The organism is Streptacidiphilus sp. MAP12-20 (genome assembly GCF_041262525.1).
GTDB lineage: Bacteria > Actinomycetota > Actinomycetes > Streptomycetales > Streptomycetaceae > Streptacidiphilus.
Genome location: NZ_JBGCCK010000007.1, coordinates 15,647 through 34,639, shown reverse-complemented (window position 1 = coordinate 34,639; position 18,993 = coordinate 15,647). Strand labels below are relative to the sequence as shown.

The following is an 18,993-nucleotide window of genomic DNA, read 5'->3' as shown; positions in this document are numbered from 1 at the left end:
CTGGCCAGCCCGTCAGCGCCCACCGGCCAAGATGTCGGCGTCGGCGTGGTCGGACGTTCGTCACCGGCAGCAGTGCCAGGCCCTGCACTAGGTCGACAATCCTTGAGGGCGCTTACCGTACACAAGGGCGACGACCATCTTGAGGGCGGGGTTCTGCGCGGTGGGGTCGCTGGCGAGTCGTAGCGGTCGTCGTCCACCGGCCACCGGGACAGCGGCGAAGAGCGCTGATGAAGCGACCTGGGTGACCAGCGCGGGCCTGCTCGTGGACGGCGGCCGCCGGGTCCGCGCGGGCGTGCGCGGCTCCGCCGGGGAGGGTCGGGCCGAGAAGGCGGCGGGGCAGGCTCCGGAACAGGCAGAATGGTCCGGTGACCCTGACTGATCTCATCCCCGCAGACCCCCAGCCCGACGACCTGTTCACAGCTTTCGCCGGCTGGGTCGAGGAGCGCGGGATCACCCTCTACCCCGCTCAGGAAGAGGCGCTGATCGAGATCGTCTCCGGCGCGAACGTCATCCTCAACACGCCGACCGGCTCCGGCAAGAGTCTGGTCGCCGCGGGCGCGCACTTCGCCGCGCTGGCGAACGGGCAGCGCACCTTCTACACCGCGCCGATCAAGGCCCTGGTCTCGGAGAAGTTCTTCGACCTGGTCAAGATGTTCGGCACCGAGAAGGTCGGCATGATGACGGGCGACGCGTCCGTCAACCCGACCGCGCCGATCATCTGCTGCACGGCCGAGGTACTGGCCAGCATCGCGCTGCGCGACGGCGCGGACGCGGACGTCGGCCAGGTGGTCATGGACGAGTTCCACTTCTACGCCGAACCGGACCGTGGCTGGGCCTGGCAGGTGCCGCTGATCGAGCTGCCGCAGGCGCAGTTCCTGCTGATGTCGGCCACGCTCGGCGACGTGCGCCGCTTCGAGGCGGACCTCAAGCGCCGCACGGGCCGCCCGACGACGACGGTCTCGTCCGCCACCCGTCCCGTCCCGCTCTTCTACGAGTACCAGCGCACCCCCATCCACGACACGCTGGAGGACCTGCTCAAGTCCGGCAACGCCCCGGTCTACGTCGTGCACTTCACCCAGGCCGCGGCGGTGGAGCGGGCGCAGGCGCTGATGAGCATCAACATGTGCACCAAGGCCGAGAAGGAGGCGATCGCCTCGCTGATCGGCAACTTCCGGTTCACCACCAAGTTCGGCCGCAACCTGTCGCGCTTCGTCCGCCACGGGATCGGCATCCACCACGCCGGCATGCTGCCCAAGTACCGCCGCCTGGTGGAGCGGCTGGCGCAGGCCGGTCTGCTCAAGGTGATCTGCGGGACCGACACGCTCGGCGTCGGCGTCAACGTGCCGATCCGCACCGTGCTGTTCACCGCGCTGAGCAAGTACGACGGCCAGCGGGTGCGGATGCTGCGCGCCCGTGAGTTCCACCAGATCGCGGGGCGCGCCGGCCGCGCGGGCTTCGACACGGTCGGGACGGTCGTCGCACAGGCTCCCGAGCACGTGATCGAGAACGACCGGGCCGTAGCGAAGGCTGGTGACGACCCGAAGAAGAAGCGCAAGGTCGTCAGGAAGAAGGCGCCCGAGGGCTTCGTCTCCTGGGGTGAGGAGACGTTCACCAAGCTGATCGACGCCGCGCCGGAGCCGCTGGTCTCCCGCTTCAAGGTCAGCCACCTGATGCTGCTCTCCGTCATCAACCGCCCCGGCAACGCCTTCGAGGCGATGCGGCACCTGCTGATGGACAACGACGACGACCCGAAGGCCCGCCGCCGCCACATCCGCGAGGCGATCGCCATCTACCGCTCGCTGGAGGCGGGCGGCGTCGTCGAGCGGCTGCCGCACCCGGACGAGACCGGCCGGATCGTCCGGCTGACGGTCGACCTGCAGGATGACTTCTCGCTCACCCAGCCGCTCTCCACCTTCGCGCTGGCCGCCTTCGAGCTCCTCGACCCGGCCTCGCCCTCGTACGCGCTGGACGTGCTCAGCGTCGTCGAGTCGACGCTCGACGACCCGCGCCAGATCCTGCACGCGCAGGAGAACAAGGCGCGCGGCGAGGCCGTCGCGGAGATGAAGCGCGACGGGATCGAGTACGAGGAGCGGATGGAGCGGCTGCAGAACATCAGCTACCCCAAGCCGCTGGAGGAGGAGCTGGAGCACGCCTACGAGGTCTACCGCGGCGCCCACCCGTGGATCAGCGACCACCCGCTGCGCCCGAAGACCGTGGCCCGCGACCTCTACGAGCGCGCGATGACCTTCGTCGACTACGTCGGCTTCTACGAACTCCCGCGCACCGAGGGCCTGGTGCTGCGCTACCTCGCGGGCGCGTACAAGGCGCTGGAGCACACCGTCCCGGACGACCTCAAGTCCGAGGACCTGCGCGACCTCAGCTCCTGGCTCGGCGAGCTGGTCCGGCAGGTGGACAGCAGCCTGCTCGACGAGTGGGAGCAGCTGGCCAACCCGGAGGACGAGGAAGAGCTGGAGCAGTCGCTCGAAGAGAAGACCGCCCCGGTCACCGCGAACAAGCGCGCCTTCCGCGTCCTGGTCCGCAACGCCATGTTCCGGCGGGTCGAGCTGGCCTCGCTGGAGAACTACCACGCGCTGAGCGAGCTCGACGCCGAGGACGGCGGCTGGGACGCGGACCGTTGGGCTGACGCGATGGACGCCTACTGGGACGAGCACGACGACCTCTTCACCGGCCCCGACGCGCGCGGCCCGAAGATGCTCCTCATCGACGAGGAGACGGTCCAGGGCGCGTGGCTGATCCGCCAGATCTTCGACGACCCGGCCGGCGACCACGACTGGGGCATCAGCGCGGAGGTCGACCTCACCTCCTCCGACGAGGAGGGCCGCGCGGTGCTGCGCGTGACGGAGGTCAGCCGCCTGGGCTGACCCAGCGGCGCGGGGCTCTGCTCGATTAACCGCGTGCGCGAGAAACCACCCGCGTGCGGACGGTCCTCAACGCGCGGGGCCATCCGCACAGGGTGGCTTGTCGCGCACGCGGTTAATCGAGCAGAGCCTCGCGCCCCCGAGGGAGGTGCAACTGGCTCAGCGGCGTAGGAGGGTCACGCCGTCCTCGCTGTCGACCAGCTGGTACCCCTGCGCCTCGTAGCCCGCCAGCGCGGCCTCCGCCGCGTCCGAGGAGCAGGGGGCCACCGCCCTGGAGTCCGTCGCGTCGACGACGACCCAGTCCGGGCCCGTCGTCGTCGGCTGAGGCGCGCAGACCAGGGTCACCGTCGCGCGGTGGACCAGCTGCGCGGCGAGGCGGTTGCTCGCGGCGACGGTCACGCCGTCGGGGATCTCGGCCAGCACCGTGTTCGCCGCGCGGACGTGGGGGCTGGTGGTCCATTCCGAGGGGAGCGCCAGCTCGCGCAGCGGGAAGAAGGGGATCGTCGCCAGCGTCACGGCCGCGCTCGCGGCCAGGACGCCGCGTCGCACGCGTGGCCGCAGCCGCAAGCGGGTGAGCCCGTGGACGAAGCCGGCGAAGACGATCGGCATCAGCACCGCGCTGTAGTGGTAGGCGACGCCCCAGTAGTGCGAGTTGCCGGAGGCGAAGCGCCACAGCAGCGTCGGGGCGCACAGCAGGGTGAGCGGCGAGCGCAGCGCGACGAACGCGGTCGGCGCGAGCAGCATCAGCAGCGTCACCCACTTTACGCCCGGCCACGGCACGTGCAGCAGCAGGCTGACCAGCGAGCCGTCGCCGCCCGCCTGGGTCACCCCGCCGGTCGTCGCGGAGCCGCCGCCGGTGACCTGCTGCCAGTAGTCGAAGCCGCCGTGCGCGTTGAGCGCGGGCAGCACGACGAGCACCTCGAAGCAGGTCCCGAGCGCGCCCGCCGCAGTGAGCCAGAGACCGAGGCGGCGCGGACCGCGCAGCGCGATGTAGACGCCGACGGCGGCCACGGTCAGCCCCTGATCCTCCTTCACCAACAGGAGCGGCAACGCCCAGAGCGCGGCGGCACGCCACCGCTCCTCCCCCAGTGCCCGCACCGCGAAGGCGATCAGCGGCACGGCGAAGGCGATCTCGTGGAAGTCGAAGTCGGCCGCCTGAACGATTCCCCAGGACGCGCCCAGCCCGAAGCCGACCACCAGTGCCGCACGCGGCCCCCGCACCCGGCGGGCCCAGTCCGCGAGCGGCACGATCGCCAGCGAGAGCAGCACGCTCTGCGCCACCAGCAGCGTCACCGGGCTCGGGAAGAGCCGGTAGAAGGGCGCGAGCAGGGCGATCGCAGGGCTGAAGTGGTCGCCCAGCACGTTGAAGCCTGCGCCCTTGAGTGGGGTGACCGGTGCCTGGAGGTGGGCGTAGGCGCGCACGGCCTGCTCGAAGATGCCGAGGTCGAAGCCGGCCGTCAGCTGCTGGTCGTGCCGGCGCACCGACAGCAGCGTGTAGAGCACGCCGAAGAGCCCCGCCACACCCCAGCTGTAGGCCCAGGCCGGTATCCGCCCGCTCTTTCCGCCGAGCTCCCCCGCCAGCGGCCGCGCACGCCGCTGCGCGACGACTGTCATCTCGGTTGTACTCACGCGCCGTGTCCCACCCCGTCAGAATGCAAACCAGACCACCATACGCCGCGACGCTGTCCGCCCGAGGGCAGATCTTCAGCCACCGTGGCCCGGCTCCCCGGCACGAGCGAGGAAGAGGTCGGTGAACCAGCCCGCGTCCAGACCGCCGCCGCGCGCGTCGAGGACGGCCGCGGTCGTGGCGAGAAGTTCGGCCCGGTCGGCGGGGTCGAGGACCTGGACACCGGAGTGGGTGGCGAGCCGGTCCGTCCACTGGCGAGTCGTCTGCCACGACTCGCCGTTGCGCAGGCGGACCGACCGCTGGTCGGTGAAGCGGTCGTCGTCACGGAACTCCCAGCCGACCCAGCCGTTCTCCGCGCTCGCCTCGATCTCGCCCGCGTAGTCGCCGGCCCAGCCCGAGTTGTGGAGCAGACCGACGTCCCAGCGGGCGTCTATGGCGGCAAGCTCCTCGAACAGCTCCCGGTCGACGATCCCGACCAGGTTCCAGAAGAGCGCGACCGTGCCATCGGGCGCCAGCGCGCCGTACACCCGGTCGCGGCGGACGTCGGGGTCCAGCCAGTGCCAGGCCTGGGCGGCGTAGGCGAGGCCGAAGCGGCGGTCGCCAGGCGACCACTCCTCGAACCGCGCGACCTCGACCTCGACGCGCCCCGTCGCGGCCGTGTTCCCCCGCAGCAGCTCGGCCATCCGCGGGTCCGGCTCGACCGCCAGCACCTGTACGCCGCGACCGGCGAAGGCGACGGTGGCCTTTCCGGTGCCCGCGCCCACCTCCAGGGCGTGCACGTCCGACAGCGCGCCGTGGATTCCCGCGAACTCGAGGACGGTGGTGACGAGCGCATCCGGGTAGCCGGGGCGGTACGCGTCGTACTGCGCCGCCGTGGTGCCGAACACCATGCTGCGTTCCACCGTCACATCAGCCTCCCCTGGCCCGTACGACCACTCAGTCGTCCGCCTGCGAACCTACCGACTCGGGCGGCTCCGGGGCCAGCACCCGGACCGTTCCGGCGGGGACGGAAAGTGGACCGGACGGAGTGGGAACCGTCGCGTCAGCAGCGGTGTGGTTGATCACGACGTCCCAACTACTCCCGGACCCGTCGGCGCGGCGGACGCGTTCCACGCCGTCCGGCAGGCCGGAAGGGGTGCGCACGCCCGCGTCGGCGAGTGCGGCGCGGAGGACGGCGTCGAGGGTGCCCGGGTCGGGCGCGGTGGCGACATACCAGGCGGTGCCGTCGCCGAAGCGGTGCCGGGTGACGGCGGGGCGGCCGGCGGCGGGGCCGTCGGCGTGCTGGAGGACGGCGGAGGCGCCGTCGAGGGCGAGGTCCTCGGCCCAGCGGCCGGCCGTGCCGGGCGCGGCGTCGGCGCCGTCCATCCGGGGCGGGGCGACCAGGCGGGTCGTCTCGTCCTTGCGCAGCGGCAGGAACTCCTCCGTCCGCACGCCGAGCACGTCGCGCAGCGCGCCGGGGTAGCCGCCGAGGTGGACGGCGTCGTGCTCGTCGACGATCCCGGTGAAATAGCTGGTCAGCAGGGTTCCGCCGGAGCGGACCCAGGCGCGCAGGTTCTCTGCCCAGGCGGTCCGCGTCACGTACATCGAGGGCGCGACGACGAGCCGGTAGCGGCTCAGGTCCGCGCCGGGGTGGACGAAGTCGACGGTGACCCCGGCCCGCCACAGCCGCTCGTAGTAGGCGTCGATCCGCTCCCGGAAGTCCAGCTCGACCGAGGGCCGGTACTCCAGGTCCAGGGCCCAGCGGGACTCCCAGTCCCAGACGATCGCGACCTGCGCCTCGACCCGGCTGCCGCGCAGCGGGGCCAGCTCGCGCAGCCGCGCGCCGAGCTCGACGACCTCGCGCCAGAGCCGGGTGTCCGTGCCGGCATGCGGCAGCATCGCCGAGTGGTACTTCTCCGCTCCGGACCGGGAGGCGCGCCACTGGAAGAAGAGGACGCCGTCCGCGCCGCGCGCTACGTGCGCGAGGCTGTTGCGGGCCAGCTCGCCGGGTCGCTTGGCGATGTTGCGGGGCTGCCAGTTCACTGCCGAGGTGGAGTGCTCCATCAGCAGCCACGGCGCGCCGCCCGCGAGCGAGCGGGTCAGGTCCGCGCTGAGCGCGAGGCCGATCTGGTTGTCGGGGCGCTCGGCGGCCGTGTAGTGATCGGTGGCGACCAGGTCCACCTCGCGGGCCCAGGCCCAGAGGTCGAGATTGTCGGAGAGCCCGGCCATGAAGTTGGTGGTGATCGGCACGTCGGGGTCGGCGGCACGGACGATGTCGCGCTCGGCGCAGTAGAGCGTCAGCAGCGCGTCGGAGGAGAAGCGGCGGAAGTCCAGCTGCTGGGCCGGGTTCACGCCGGTCGGCGCGGCGCGCGGGGCGTCGATCTCCGCGAAGGAGTCGTAGCGCTGGCCCCAGAACGAGGTGCCCCAGGCCTCGTTCAGCACCTCGACGGTCTTGTAGCGGTCGGCCAGCCACTCCCGGAACGCGGCGGCAGAGCGCTCGCAGTAGCAGCGGGCGACATGGCAGCCGTACTCGTTGTGGATGTGCCAGAGCACGACCGCCGGGTGCCCGGCGTAGCGGGCCACGAGCTCGCGGGTGATCCGGGCCGCGGCCGCGGCGTACTCGGGCGAGCTGGGGCAGTAGGTCTGCCGCGCGCCGTAGCCGAGGGTGCGGCCGTCCTCGGTCACCGGCCGCACGTGCGGGTTGGCGCGCTGGAACCAGGCGGGCGGGGAGGCGGTGGGCGTGGCCAGGTCCACAGCGATGCCGCCGGCGTGGAGAAGCGAGATGATGCGGTCCAGCCAGCCGAAGTCGAACTCGCCCGGTCGCGGCTCCAACCGGGCCCAGGAGAAGATCCCGAGGCTGACCAGGTTGACCCCGGCCTCCCGCATCAGCGCGACGTCCTCGGGCCAGACCTCCTCCGGCCACTGCTCGGGGTTGTAGTCCCCGCCGTAGGCGATGCCGTCGACGCGCAGCGGCTGTGCCATGGATCACTCCTCGTCCGGTGCCTTCGATGGAACCGCAGTGGCCGTGGGCAGCCTCTCCCCTTCGACGCCGCTTCGGCAAGACCCCGTCCGGGTGCCGGGCGGGCCGTGTGGGCCGCCGCTTGTGCCCGCGCGGCCGGGAAGCCTCGTAGGCTTCTCGTCCGGGGAGTCTCCAGAATCCCCACCGACGTCGCATCGCAGTCGCACCGCAGTCGCATGGCATTCAAACAGCAGCACTCACGCAGCAGCATTCACACAGCAGAAGGAGAAGGGCCGCACAGTGATCCACGTGGTCATCGTCGACGACGAGACGCTCGTACGCTCCGGCCTGAGCCTGATCGTCAGCTCCGCCCCGGACATCGAGGTCGTCGCGACCTGCGGCGGCGGCGACGCGCTGGAGACGGTGGCCAGGCTGCGTCCCCGGGTCGTCCTGCTCGACGTGCGGATGCCGGACGTCGACGGCCTGACGGTGCTGAGCTCGTTGATGGAGCTGCCGGAGCCGCCCGCCGTGGCGATGCTGACGACCTTCGACACCGACGAGTACATCGGCACCGCGCTGCGCGCGGGGGCCGGCGGCTTCCTGCTCAAGGACACCGACCCGGAGCAGCTGGTGCACGCCGTGCGGGTACTGGCCGCGGGCGGACGCATCCTCTCCCCGGCCGTCACCGACACCGTGATCGCCGGGTACCTCGACTCCGGCCCCGACCGACAGACGGCGGCCCGCCTGGCCACGATGACGACCCGCGAGCTCGACGTGCTCGCGCTGCTGGGCGAGGGCCTCTCCAACGCGGACATCGCGGCCCGCCTCTTCCTGAGCACCGGCACGGTCAAGGACCACATCAGCGCGATCCTCGCGAAGCTCGGTACCTCCAATCGGGTCCAGGCGGCGGTCTTCGCCCATCAGGCCGGGCTGCTGGCCGGCGACCACTCCTCACCCTCCCCCGGCCGGGATAACCGGTGAGCGCCCCGGCCAGGCCCTCAGCCAAGCCCTGGTACCTCAGCTCCTGGGTGACCGTCCCCGTCCCTGCGCTGCTCGCCGGCCTGGACGCGATGCTCGCGAACGACCTCGGCTCTACGACGCAGATGGCCACGTCGATGCTGGCCGCCGCGGCGCTGCTGCTGCGCAACCGCTGGCCGGTGCTGGTCCTGCTGGCGACCCTGCCCGGTATGCAGCTCAGCTTCATCTGGCTGGCGCCCATGATCGCCGTCTACACGGTGGCGGTACGCCACCGCAACCGGTGGGTGGTCGGCAGCGGCGCGCTGCTGGTGACCCTGACGCAGTTCGTGCCGTGGCCCTCGGCGGACTACACCCTGGGCTGGGACCGGACCACGGCGCTGGCGGCGATGTACGCGCTGTTGACCGGCGGAGCGCCGGTCGCCCTGGGCCTGCTCGTCACGACACGACGCGAGCTGGCCGTCCGGCTGGACGAGCTGACGCGGGGCCAGGAACGGGAGCGGCAGCTGCTGGCGGAGAGCGTGCTCTCGACGGAGCGGGCCCGGCTGGCACGGGAGATGCACGACGTGGTGTCGCACCAGGTCAGCCTGATCTCGATCCAGGCCGGCGCGCTCCAGGTCCGCGCGAGCGATCCGGAGGCGGCGCGGGAGACGGGACGCACGATCCGGCAGCTCTCGGTGAAGACACTGGAGGAACTGCGCCAGATGGTCGGCGTGTTGCGCGCCGCAGGCGGCGACGCCGGCCAGCTCACCCCGCAGCCGACCCTGGCCGACCTGCCGCGCCTGGTCGCAGGCTCGGGCCTGACGGCGTCCTTCAACGACGGCGTGCCCTCGGCCGCGGGCCTCCCCGAACCGGTCGAGCGCGCCGCCTACCGCACGGTCCAGGAGGCGCTCACCAACGTGCGCAAGCACGCCCCCGGCTCCACGGTCACCGTCCACGTGGGCCTCTCGGACGGCCCGCTCCAGGTCACCGTCACCAACGGCCCGGCCGACCCCGACGCCCAGCCCCTCCTCCTCCCCAGCGGCGGCCACGGCCTCATCGGCCTCCGCGAACGCGCCCAACAGCTCGGCGGCACGCTCGCGGCCACGCCGACCCCGGAAGGCGGCTTCACGGTCCACGCGACCTTCCCCGCGAGCCGCTGACGCTTGCTGTCGCTTCCGCCTGGAGTTGCACCTAGGGGCGCGGGACTCTGCTCGATGAACTGCGTGCCCGACAAGCCACCGACATGCGGATGGTCCTCAACGCGCAAGGCCATCCGCACAGGGCGGTTGTTCGCGCAGTTCCCGCCCCCTAGGTGCGACTCCCTCGCTTGCCCTACTTCGGTGCCTGGAAGCCGCCGATCCTCTGCTCGAGCAGTTCGGCCAGCCGCAGCGGGGTGCGGTCCTCGAACATCGGACCGATGAGCTGCACTCCCACCGGCAGGCCCTCGGGGGACCGGCCCGCTGGTACCGCGGTGGCGGGCAGGCCGGGCATGGTGGCCAGACCGGCCCAGACGAGTTGGTCGAAGTACGGGTACTCGACCCCGTCGACGTCGATCCGGCGTTCCAGCGGGCTGGGACGGTGGTCGTGCGGGAACGCCGGAGTGGGCGTGACGGGGCACACCACGACGTCGAACTCGGCGAACAGCTGCCGCCAGCCGTGCCGGTGGAGCTCGCGGCGGCCGTTCGCCTCGACCCAGTCACTGTGGCTGAGCACCATGCCGCGCAGCCGCGCCGCGTCGAGGCTTTGGTCGTCCACGCTCAGCCCGGCCACACGGGTCTGCACCTGCTCGCGCGCCTCGACAGGAAAGCGCGCGACGGAGCTCGAGACGAGCAACTGCATGTAGAGCGTCGCGGCTTCGCTCAGATCGGGGAGCAGCGCACTGTGCCGTTCGACGCGGGCACCGGCGTCGGTCAGCGCGTCGGCCACGCGGTTCACGCCCGCCCGCACAGCGGATCCGGTCGCGATGAGCGGGTGGTCCTCGATGACCAGGACTCGGAAGTCGCGGAGCTCCTCATGACGCGCCGGGGGCAGTCGCAGGTCGTACGCCAGGCCGTGCGTCAGCGGGTCCGGTCCGGCCATGACGTCGAGCAGGAGCGTGAGGTCGCGGGCAGTGCGTGCCATCGGACCGACGACGGCGAGGTCAAGGTCGACCGGCAATGCCGGCGCGGGCGGCGGGGCCATACCGCGGTTCGCCGCCAGCCCGAGTGTCGGCTTGTGTGCGTAGACACCGCAGAAATGTGCGGGGGTGCGCAACGAACCGCCGATGTCGGAGCCGATGGACAGCGCGCCGAATCCGGACGCGAGGGCCGCCGCTGATCCGCCGGAGGATCCACCCGGCGTGCGACCGTGATCCCACGGGTTGTTGGTGGTGCCATAGATCTCGTTGAAGCTCTGGATATCTTGCAGCCCCACGGGGATGTTGGTCTTCCCGAGTATCACCGCGCCCGCGGCCTTGAGCCGTGACACCTGGACCGCGTCCTCGGCCGGCAGGTGGTTCCGGTGTAGTGGCATGCCCCAGTTCGTGGGCAGCCCGGCGATGTTGTAGGACTCTTTGACCGTCACCGGGATGCCGAGCAGCGGCCGGTCCTCACCCCGGGCACGCGCCTCGTCGGCAGCTCGCGCGGCGGCCCGTGCACGGTCGAAGTCCGGCACGCAGATCGCGTTGATCGCCTTGTCGTCCCGCTCGATACGGGCGATCGCCTCGTCGGTCAGCTCCACCGAGGTCACTTCGCCGGTCCGCAGGGCAGCTGCGAGTTCTTCTGCCGTCTGAAAGTTCGAATCCATGCGTTCGACCGTACCCACCTCCGGGACAGGCCATGAAATGCCGCTTCGCGCAACGGGATCGGTGGCTGAATACTCATCATGTTCCGCTCCGGCCACAGATAGTTCGCCCGCCCGCCGGCGATGGCGACACGCGGCGGGATCGGTGTCGGCGTGAGCGTTCAGGAGTCCTTCATCGGACACCCGCGCGTACGTCGCGAGGCTGCGAAGCGACGAATGCCCGGACAGCTTCCTCAGCAGCGGCGCGGAAGCGCCCTTCTCCGCAGCCTTGCCCCGGCCTGCCCGATATGCCCAACCCGCCGCCGAGCGTGAGCGGTTGAAGAGGATGGCCTACGGCCACAAAGCCGAGTACCGACTGCGGATGCACGCGCATTTCCGGAGCCGACCACTTAGGCAACGCTCTCGAGCTCGCGCGTGCGCTCCTGCTGGCCTGCCACTCCGCGCCGCTTCCCGCGCAGCAGCGCTGGCAGCCGCGGCGCGGCGATGAAGCCCTCGACGCAGGCGTTGGCCAGCGCGATACGCGGGAGATCCCTGCTCCGCTCAAAGAGCACGTAACGCGGCTCCCACTGCGGGCGATACTTCGCGTTCGCGCGGTAGAGCGACTCGATCTGCCACCAGCGCGAGAAGAAGACCAGCACCGACCGCCACGCCCGCAGGAACGGCCCCGCGCCCAGCTTGCCGCCCCGCTCGAACACCGCGCGGAAGACCGCGAAGTTCAGCGAGATCCGCTCCACGCCGATGCTCCGCGCCTGCTGGATCAGCTCGATGACCATGAACTCCATCAGGCCGTTGTCCGAGTCCCTGTCACGCCGCATCAGGTCCAGCGAGAGCCCGTGCTCGCCCCAGGGGACGAAGCTCAGCAGCGCCCGCAGCCGGCCCTCGCCGTCGCGGCACTCCAGCATCACGCACTGGCCGTCGTCCGGGTCCCCGAGCCGGCCCAGCGCCATGGACCAGCCGCGTTCCGTCGCGCCGTCGCGCCACTGGTCGGCGTGGACCAGCATCGCCTCCATCTCCTCCTCGCCGATGGAGCCGTGGCGCCGCACCGCGACCGTGTAGCCGGCCCGGCCCACCCGCTTGTGCGCCTGGCGGACGCCGCGCATCGAGCGGCCCTCCAGGGAGAACTCGCCGACCTCGACGATCGCCTCGTCGCCCAGCTCCAGCGCGTCCAGGCCGTGGCGGGCGTAGACGACGCCGCCCTCCTCGCTCGCGCCGGTGACCGCCGGGACCCAGGCGTGCTCGCGGGCCTGCTCCAGCCACTTCTCGATCGCGCCCGGCCACGCCTCGACGTCGCCGATCGGGTCCCCTGAGGCCAGCGAGACGCCGCCGACGACGCGGTAGGTCACTGCCGCCTTGCCGCTCGGCGAGAAGATCACCGACTTGTCGCGCCGCAGCGCGAAGTAGCCGAGCGAGTCGCGCGCGCCGTGCTTGGCCAGCAGGCCGCGCAGCGCCGTCTCGTCCTCGGGGCTCAGGTACTCCTTGCCCTTGGGCGCGCGGAACAGCGCGTAGGTGACCAGCATCAGCACGCCCACGCTCAGCACGTTGATGGTGATGTCGATCCAGCGCGGCGGCGCGATCTCGAAGATCTGCGAGCCGTCCGAGCCCAGCGTCATCGCGCGCAGAAGCACGTACTCGGCCCGGTCGCCCAGCGTTCCGCCGCGGCCCGCGACCGTCGTGCTCAGCAGACCGGCGCCGATCAGCAGCGTCAGCAGCCCGCCGCCGACCAGCGCGCCCGCGGCCAGCCGCGGGTTGGCCGGGTCGCCCTTGGCCTGGAACTGGCTACGGCCCAGCAGCAGCGCCGCGATGAAGAGGACGAGGATGCCCAGCGTGATCCAGTTGAACGGGTGCGAGCTGACGCCCGGCTGGTCGCCCAGCGCCACCACCATGCCGAACAGCAGCAGCCCGCTGAGAACCATGTTGGCGATCCACGCCGCCCGCTTGTGACGGTTCATCATGACGGCCATGAACACCGCGAACGCGGCCGAGCTGAACCCGGCGGTCAGCAGGTAAGGCGTGTAGAGCTCACCATGGTTGTGGTGCCGGACCTGCTCACGGAAGCTCAGCGAGACGGCGCAGAGCAGGTTCAGGCAGGCCACGATCCGCAGGTACCAGACGGCGGTGCGCGCGCTCAGACGCTGAACGCGCGGTGCGGCGGCTCGGGTGATCAAAGAAGGCTCCGGGTGGGGAGAGACAAGACCGGTATCAGCATCAGCTTCTCGCGGCGGGCCGTCGGCTTCGTCACTCCGAGGTGCCGTCCGCATCCCGCCGATCGGCGGGGGTGGTGGCACCGAACGGCAGGTCAGACGGGTGTGGCGGAGGTGTACTGCCTCCAGTCCGTAGGCGTCTGGCCGACGTTGAGTGTACGCAGTTTGGCGAGCACCAGGGGATCTTGCGCGTCCAGCCAGTGGACCAGCTGCCGGAAGGAGACCAGCCGGACGTCGGGCTTGGCCGCGATCTCGCGGAGCGCCTGCTCGACGGCCTTCATGTAGATGCCGCCGTTCCAGCTCTCGAAGTGGTTGCCGATGAAGAATGGCGCGCGGTTGGTGCTGTAGGCGCGGTTGAAGCCGGCCATGTACGCACCGTACGCCTGCTGTTGCCAGTAGGGCCGCCGGGACGGGTCGCCGTTCGGGGTGCCGCCGGTCTGGTTGGCCAGCATGTTGTAGTCCATCGACAGCACCTGGAAGCTGTGCCCGGGGAAGGGGATGGACTGGAGCGGGAAGTCCCACATCCCCAGCCGCTTGACCGGCCACATCTGGTTGCCGCCGGGCGAGCTCGCGTCGTACTTCCAGCCGAGCGCGGCCGCGGTGGGCAGCAGCCGGTCCTGGCCGAGCAGGCAGGGGGTGCGTCCGCCGATCAGTTCCTTGGTGTAGTCGAAGGGCAGCGGCTCCAGGTCGGTGTAGCCGGTGTTGGTGCGCCACTTGGTGACGAAGCCGACGGCCTGGTCGATCTCGCTGCGCCACTGCTCCGGCGACCAGGTGCCGACGCCGCTGCCGGGGCTGCAGAAGTGACCGTTGAAGTGCGTGCCGATCTCGTGGCCCTCCAGCCACGCGCCGCCGACCTGCTGCAGCGTCGCCTTGACGTGATCGTCGGCGAGGTAGCCGATGTCCGAGGCGCCGGGGCGGTGGCCGGGCGGGAGATAGAGGTCCTTCTTGCCCTCGGGCAGCACGTAGATGCCGGAGAGGAAGAAGCTCATTGTCGCCTTGACCTCCTTGGCGACGGAGCGGAAGTGCGAGAAGAGCTGCTTGCTGTCCTCGCCGGCGCCGTCCCAGGAGAAGACGACGAACTGCGGCGGTCGCTGACCGGGCTGCAGCCTCGTAGGCACCGGCTGGTTCGGCTGCGGACCGGTGTCGGCGGTCGAGCCGTCACCGATCAGGTTGGCCGGCTTCGCGGGCACGGTCGGCGTCGGGCTGCCGGAGGACGTGTGGCCGGGGTGGGCGTCACCACCGCCGGCGCGGGCGCCGCTGCTGGAGCCACCGCACCCGGACACGCCCAACGCCGCCGCCGTGACAGCGGCTCCCCCAGCGAGCACGTTCCTGCGCGAGATCGCTCCCATACGGTTCTCCCTGCCTTCCGGTCGGCCGAGTGTCGACATCTCGACTTCTCGGTCTTCTGGCGTTCGGTTGTACGAATATCGGGACGCTCGTCGTGGATTGATCGGTTCGCACCGATCGATCCGGATATAAGCAACCCTCACAGCATCGCTCAACCGGAGGCATCCAGGGAGGAGTGACCCACCCGCGATTCACTCGTCAGTGCGTTGCCGACCGGGGTTTCCCCGGGATCCTCGACAAGAAACTCACTCGAACGTGTGCCGCTGCGGCCGGGCGGCTAGGCTGCCGCCCGGTCCGATGAGATCACCGCTGACCGGCGGGGTCCATCCGTCACCCGGCCGGAATCGGCGGGTGTCCGGCAGTCAGGTGGGGGGCGTTCGGGTGTCGATCGACTGGGTCACGGCTTCGGCCGTGCTGACGGCTGCGGGAACGCTTGTCCTGGCGGCGGCCAGCTTCGCCTCCATCCGCTCGGCCGACCGCGCCGCACGCTCGGCGGAACGGGCGCTCCAGGTCTCACTGCGACCGGTCCTGGTGGCCTCCCGGCCGGGCGACCCTCAGCAGAAGCTGATCTGGGTCGACGGCCACTCCGCGCACCTGGCAGGCAGCCAGGGCTATGCGCTGGTCGGCGAGGACGCGGTGTACCTCGGCACGTCGCTGCGCAACCTCGGCCCGGGCCTCGGCGTCGTCCACGGCTGGTCGGTCCCGACCGGCGACACCCCGGCCGCGGCGGAGGCGTTCCGACGCCAGGGCCTCGACATGTACGTCGCCTCCGGCGACCACGGCACCTGGCACGCGGCGCTCCGCGACCCGGCCGACCCGCAGTTCGCCGAGCTGGCGGACTCGGTGAAGAACCGCCAGCGGTTCAACATCGACCTCCTCTACGGCGACCACGAGGGCGGCCAGCGCACGGTGACCCGCCTCTCGCTGATCCCGAAGAAGTCCGACGACGGCTGGCTCTGCCAAACCGTCCGCCACTGGAACCTGGACCGGCCCGACCCGCGCTGAGCGCCGGCCCTCGCGGCTGTCTCGGTCGGCGCCGATTCCGCCCTTGCCTTCTACGGCAGCAGCGTCAGCGCGTGAACGTGCTTGGGCTTGATCGCCCGGGAGTGGCGATGGTCGATGGTGGCGACTCGGTCCACCCGGTAGCGTTCGGCGACGGCGATCACGGAGGCGTCCGTCGCGCCGAGTGGGTCAGGCCGCGGCCGTGAGGCGCCAGAGCGCGGTGGACCAGAGGACCGCCGCGCTGCCCACGCCCGCCGTCGTGAAGACGGTGCCGTGCGAGGCGCCGAGGGCCCAGAGGAGGACGCCCGCCAGGCCGACCGCGATCAGCAGCGCGCCGGGGACGCGGAGGCGGGGCTCGGCGAAGGCTGTCGCCAGCGGCAGGAAGTGCGCGCCGACGACCACCGCGACCAAGGGGGCGATCAGGGTCGGGACGCCGAACGCGCCGCAGATGGTGGCGATCGCGGCGATCAGGATCCACTGGATCGCGTTGATCCGGCCGAAGGCCCGCCGCTGTTCCAGCGGCGGTGGGCCGCCCGCGGAGGCGGGGAGGACCCGCCGGGCCGCCAGCATCAACGCCAGTGCGATCAGTCCGCCGAGGGGGACCGTCACCGACATGAGGTGCCACGAGCTGCTGCCCATGAGCCACCAGCCGTACCCGAACAGCGCGTAGAAACCTACCCCCGATTTGAACACGCACGGATCGTAGGCCAGCCCTGCGGACCTTGGGAACAGCGACCTGTCAGTCCGTCAGTTTCCGCAGGGCCTCGGCCGTTGCGAAGACGTCGTTGCGGCGCTCCTTCGCGTGGTCGACCAGGTCGGCCAGCGCGAAGCTGTTCGGCAGGGGCTTGACGCCCGCCATGGCGAGGTAGGAGCGGGTGAGGGTGGCCGCGTAGAACTCGTTCATCGGGGAGTCGAGCGGCGGGCAGACCGAGAGCGTGTGCAGCAGGGCGGCTGCGCGCCAGTGGACGTCACGCGGGGGCTCGTCGGCGACCAGGATGACGTCGCTCGCGTGCCGGGCGATCGCCGCGCTGATGCCGGAGGGGTCCCAGACCGTCGGGTCGGAGGGGAGGTGGTGCGCCAGCACGTTCCAGGCCCAGGCCTCGTCGGCCTTCACGGCATCCGACTTCACGCGGACTTCTTCCCGCCGAACCGCTCCTGAAAGTACGCCCAGTTCTCGGACGTGTTGAACTCGGCAGCCGCCTCGAGGAAGCGCTGACGGTCCGGGTCGAGCTCGCGCTTGGCCGCCTCGGTGACCAGTGCGGTGATCGTCGTGCCCTCAGCCGCCGCCCGAGCAGCCAGCCGGGCGTGGAACTCCTCGTCCACCCGGATGGTGATGTGCTTCGACATGGTTGCTACGGTACAGCAGCGCTGCTGTACAGAGGAGAGCGTCAAGCGAACAAGGGGGAGTCTTGACTGTTACCGTCGTCACGGGTGCCGGCCGTGGTATCGGGGCGGCGATCGCGCTGCGCCTCGCCGCCGAAGGACACGACCTCGTTCTTGGCTACCGCGCCGACGCGGAGGCGGCTGAGGGCGTCGCCGCCAAGGTCCGTGCCACGGGCCGCGCCTGCGTCACCGTGCAGGCGGACACGACCGACGTCGACGACGTGGACCGGCTCTTCGCCGCCGGGCCCGAGGCCGGGCTCGGCCCGGTGACCGGCCTGGTCAACAACGCGGGCGTGCCCGGCCCCTACGGCCCGCTCGCCGAGGCGGACCCGGAGGGCCTGCGCCGCGCGGTCGACGTCAACGTCACCGGCTACCTGCTCTGCGCCCGCGCCGCGATTCGCGCGATGACCGCCCAAGGCACCAAAGGCGCGATCGTGAACATCTCCTCCGGTGCCGCGACCCTCGGCAGCCCCGGCGAGTACGTGCACTACGCCGCTGCGAAGGCCGCCGTCGACGCGATGACCGTCGGGCTGGCCAAGGAGCTCGGGCCGGTCGGCATCCGCGTCAACTGCGTCGCGCCCGGGACGGTGTGGACGGACTTCCACCCCGACCCCGAGCGCCCGGCCAAGCGCGCGGCGACGATCCCGCTCGGCCGGGCCGGGCAGCCGGAGGAGATCGCGGGCGCGGTCGCCTGGTTCCTCTCCCCCGACGCGAGCTACGCGACCGGCGCGGTGCTCCGCGTCACGGGCGGGATGTGACCGGCGGGACGTGGGCGAGCAGGCTCGCCAGGTCCGCATCGGTGTTGTAGAGGTGGAACGCGATCCGCAGACCGCCCGCCCGTGCGCTGACCCTGACGCCCGCCTCGGCCAACTCCTTCGCGAGCTCGCCGAGCCCGGGCAGCGAGACGATGGCCGAGTCGGCCTCGACCGGTGTGTACCCGAGTTCGCGCAGCCCGCTGCGGCAGCGGGCCGCGAGCGCGCGGTCGTGGGCGCCGATCCTGGCCGGCGTCAGCTCCTCGATCAGCGCGAGGGACTCGGCCGCGCCGACGAAGGGCAGCCAGGCCGGGGCGTGGTCGAAGCGGCGCGCTGACGCGGCCAGGACCACCTCGTCGTAGCAGCTGGCCCAGGGGTCCTCCCCCGCGTACCAGCTGGGCGCCTGCGGCCGCAGCGTCGGCATGGCCTCCTCCGTCACGGCGAGGAAGCTGACACCGCGCGGCGCGAGCAGCCACTTGTAGGCGGCGCACACCAGATAGTCCGGCTGGTCGTCGCCTCCCGGAAGCGGCAGCCAGCCCGCTGACTGGCTCGCGTCCAGCAGCAGGCGCGCGCCGTGGCGGCGGGTCGCCGCGCGCAGCTCGGCCACGTCGGCCACCCGGCCGTCGGCGGACTGCGCGATGCTGACCGCGACGAGCGCGGTGTCCACGTCCACGGATTCCGCCAGCCGCTCCAGCGGCACCGCGCGCACCCGCAGGTCCGCGCGGTGCTGAAGGGCGGGCATGACCGAGGTGAACTCGCCCTCCGCGATCAGCACCTGACTGCCCGCCGGCAGCGAGGCCGCGACGACGGCGGCGTGCTCGGAGGCCGTCGACCCGATCGCGACCTGCCGCTCCCCCACCCCGGCCAGCCGCGCGAACGCACGCCGGGCCGCGCCGACCGGCACGTCGTAGGCCGGCGGGTCGGACCACCCCATGGCCCACTCCGTGACGGCGCCTCGCAGCGCGGCCACGGTCCGGGCCGGCGGGAGGCCCATGGAGGCAGAGTTGAGGTAGACGCTCTCGGGTGCGAACTCGCGGGCGACGACGGCGCTGAGGTCATTCAAGTCCGGTTGCATGCCGCCATCGTGCCTCGGGGCGACCGCTCGGCACTACGGCGTTCTGCCTGG

At 71.6% G+C, this 18,993-nt stretch carries 16 protein-coding genes; 6 read left to right on the top strand and 10 right to left on the bottom strand.

Features of this window, described 5'->3' with window-relative positions; translation table 11 throughout:
* The first annotated feature begins 241 nt into the window (after positions 1-241).
* Together ABIA32_RS11050 and ABIA32_RS11045 are read left to right on the top strand one after the other, a co-directional pair.
* Positions 242-379 (top strand): hypothetical protein, encoded by a 138-nt coding sequence (locus tag ABIA32_RS11050; protein ID WP_370093845.1) that lies wholly within the window; start codon positions 242-244, stop codon positions 377-379.
* Positions 366-2,882 carry a DEAD/DEAH box helicase gene (locus ABIA32_RS11045; RefSeq protein WP_370093844.1) on the top strand — a complete coding sequence of 839 codons (2,517 nt, stop codon included), beginning with the start codon at positions 366-368 and terminating at the stop codon, positions 2,880-2,882. Before ABIA32_RS11050 ends, ABIA32_RS11045 begins: the two co-directional genes overlap by 14 nt.
* 156 nt (positions 2,883-3,038) lie before the next feature.
* Here ABIA32_RS11045 and ABIA32_RS11040 read toward each other — a convergent pair whose 3' ends face one another.
* The 3 genes from ABIA32_RS11040 to ABIA32_RS11030 all read right to left on the bottom strand — a co-directional run bounded on the left by ABIA32_RS11040 (position 3,039) and on the right by ABIA32_RS11030 (position 7,467).
* Positions 3,039-4,508 carry a DUF2079 domain-containing protein gene (locus ABIA32_RS11040; RefSeq protein ID WP_370093843.1) on the bottom strand — a complete coding sequence of 490 codons (1,470 nt, stop codon included), beginning with the start codon at positions 4,506-4,508 and terminating at the stop codon, positions 3,039-3,041.
* Between the two features lie 75 nt (positions 4,509-4,583).
* Positions 4,584-5,408, bottom strand: coding sequence for a trans-aconitate 2-methyltransferase (locus ABIA32_RS11035; protein ID WP_370093842.1), 825 nt, complete (start codon positions 5,406-5,408; stop codon positions 4,584-4,586).
* A gap of 34 nt (positions 5,409-5,442) precedes the next feature.
* Positions 5,443-7,467, bottom strand: a complete 2,025-nt coding sequence (locus tag ABIA32_RS11030) for a beta-galactosidase (protein WP_370093841.1) — start codon at positions 7,465-7,467, stop codon at positions 5,443-5,445.
* Between the two features lie 277 nt (positions 7,468-7,744).
* Between ABIA32_RS11030 and ABIA32_RS11025 the strand changes: the two genes are divergently transcribed.
* Both ABIA32_RS11025 and ABIA32_RS11020 read left to right on the top strand, forming a co-directional pair.
* Positions 7,745-8,425 carry a response regulator gene (locus ABIA32_RS11025; RefSeq protein WP_370093840.1) on the top strand — a complete coding sequence of 227 codons (681 nt, stop codon included), beginning with the start codon at positions 7,745-7,747 and terminating at the stop codon, positions 8,423-8,425.
* Entirely contained in the window at positions 8,422-9,561 is a 1,140-nt protein-coding gene (locus ABIA32_RS11020; RefSeq protein WP_370093839.1) for a sensor histidine kinase, read from the top strand. The genes ABIA32_RS11025 and ABIA32_RS11020 overlap by 4 nt, the downstream gene beginning before the upstream one ends.
* A 172-nt stretch (positions 9,562-9,733) precedes the next feature.
* Here ABIA32_RS11020 and ABIA32_RS11015 read toward each other — a convergent pair whose 3' ends face one another.
* The 3 genes from ABIA32_RS11015 to ABIA32_RS11005 all read right to left on the bottom strand — a co-directional run bounded on the left by ABIA32_RS11015 (position 9,734) and on the right by ABIA32_RS11005 (position 14,732).
* The gene (locus ABIA32_RS11015; RefSeq protein ID WP_370093838.1) at positions 9,734-11,185 is read right to left on the bottom strand and encodes an amidase; all 1,452 of its coding nucleotides are present in this window, start codon (positions 11,183-11,185) and stop codon (positions 9,734-9,736) included.
* A gap of 386 nt (positions 11,186-11,571) precedes the next feature.
* The gene (locus ABIA32_RS11010; protein WP_370093837.1) at positions 11,572-13,347 is read right to left on the bottom strand and encodes a phosphatidylglycerol lysyltransferase domain-containing protein; all 1,776 of its coding nucleotides are present in this window, start codon (positions 13,345-13,347) and stop codon (positions 11,572-11,574) included.
* A 131-nt stretch (positions 13,348-13,478) separates the two neighbouring features.
* A complete protein-coding gene (locus tag ABIA32_RS11005; protein ID WP_370093836.1) occupies positions 13,479-14,732 on the bottom strand; it encodes a hypothetical protein in 1,254 nt (417 codons plus the stop codon).
* A 379-nt stretch (positions 14,733-15,111) separates the two neighbouring features.
* Between ABIA32_RS11005 and ABIA32_RS11000 the strand changes: the two genes are divergently transcribed.
* Positions 15,112-15,735, top strand: a complete 624-nt coding sequence (locus tag ABIA32_RS11000; RefSeq protein WP_370093835.1) for a hypothetical protein — start codon at positions 15,112-15,114, stop codon at positions 15,733-15,735.
* 186 nt (positions 15,736-15,921) lie between these two features.
* Here ABIA32_RS11000 and ABIA32_RS10995 read toward each other — a convergent pair whose 3' ends face one another.
* The 3 genes from ABIA32_RS10995 to ABIA32_RS10985 are packed head-to-tail and all read right to left on the bottom strand — an operon-like array spanning position 15,922 to position 17,079.
* Entirely contained in the window at positions 15,922-16,425 is a 504-nt protein-coding gene (locus ABIA32_RS10995) for a hypothetical protein (protein WP_370093834.1), read from the bottom strand.
* A gap of 46 nt (positions 16,426-16,471) precedes the next feature.
* Complete coding sequence (locus tag ABIA32_RS10990) at positions 16,472-16,861, bottom strand: hypothetical protein (protein WP_370093833.1); 390 nt, start codon at positions 16,859-16,861, stop codon at positions 16,472-16,474.
* The gene (locus tag ABIA32_RS10985; protein WP_370093832.1) at positions 16,858-17,079 is read right to left on the bottom strand and encodes a toxin-antitoxin system HicB family antitoxin; all 222 of its coding nucleotides are present in this window, start codon (positions 17,077-17,079) and stop codon (positions 16,858-16,860) included. The genes ABIA32_RS10990 and ABIA32_RS10985 overlap by 4 nt, the downstream gene beginning before the upstream one ends.
* Before the next feature lie 62 nt (positions 17,080-17,141).
* Between ABIA32_RS10985 and ABIA32_RS10980 the strand changes: the two genes are divergently transcribed.
* Positions 17,142-17,873: an SDR family NAD(P)-dependent oxidoreductase gene (locus ABIA32_RS10980; RefSeq protein WP_370093831.1), complete on the top strand. Its 732-nt coding sequence runs from the start codon at positions 17,142-17,144 to the stop codon at positions 17,871-17,873.
* Here the strand turns inward: ABIA32_RS10980 and ABIA32_RS10975 are convergent.
* Positions 17,857-18,942 carry an aminotransferase class V-fold PLP-dependent enzyme gene (locus tag ABIA32_RS10975; protein WP_370093830.1) on the bottom strand — a complete coding sequence of 362 codons (1,086 nt, stop codon included), beginning with the start codon at positions 18,940-18,942 and terminating at the stop codon, positions 17,857-17,859. The two genes, ABIA32_RS10980 and ABIA32_RS10975, sit on opposite strands and share 17 nt — an antisense overlap.
* Positions 18,943-18,993 lie beyond the last annotated feature (51 nt).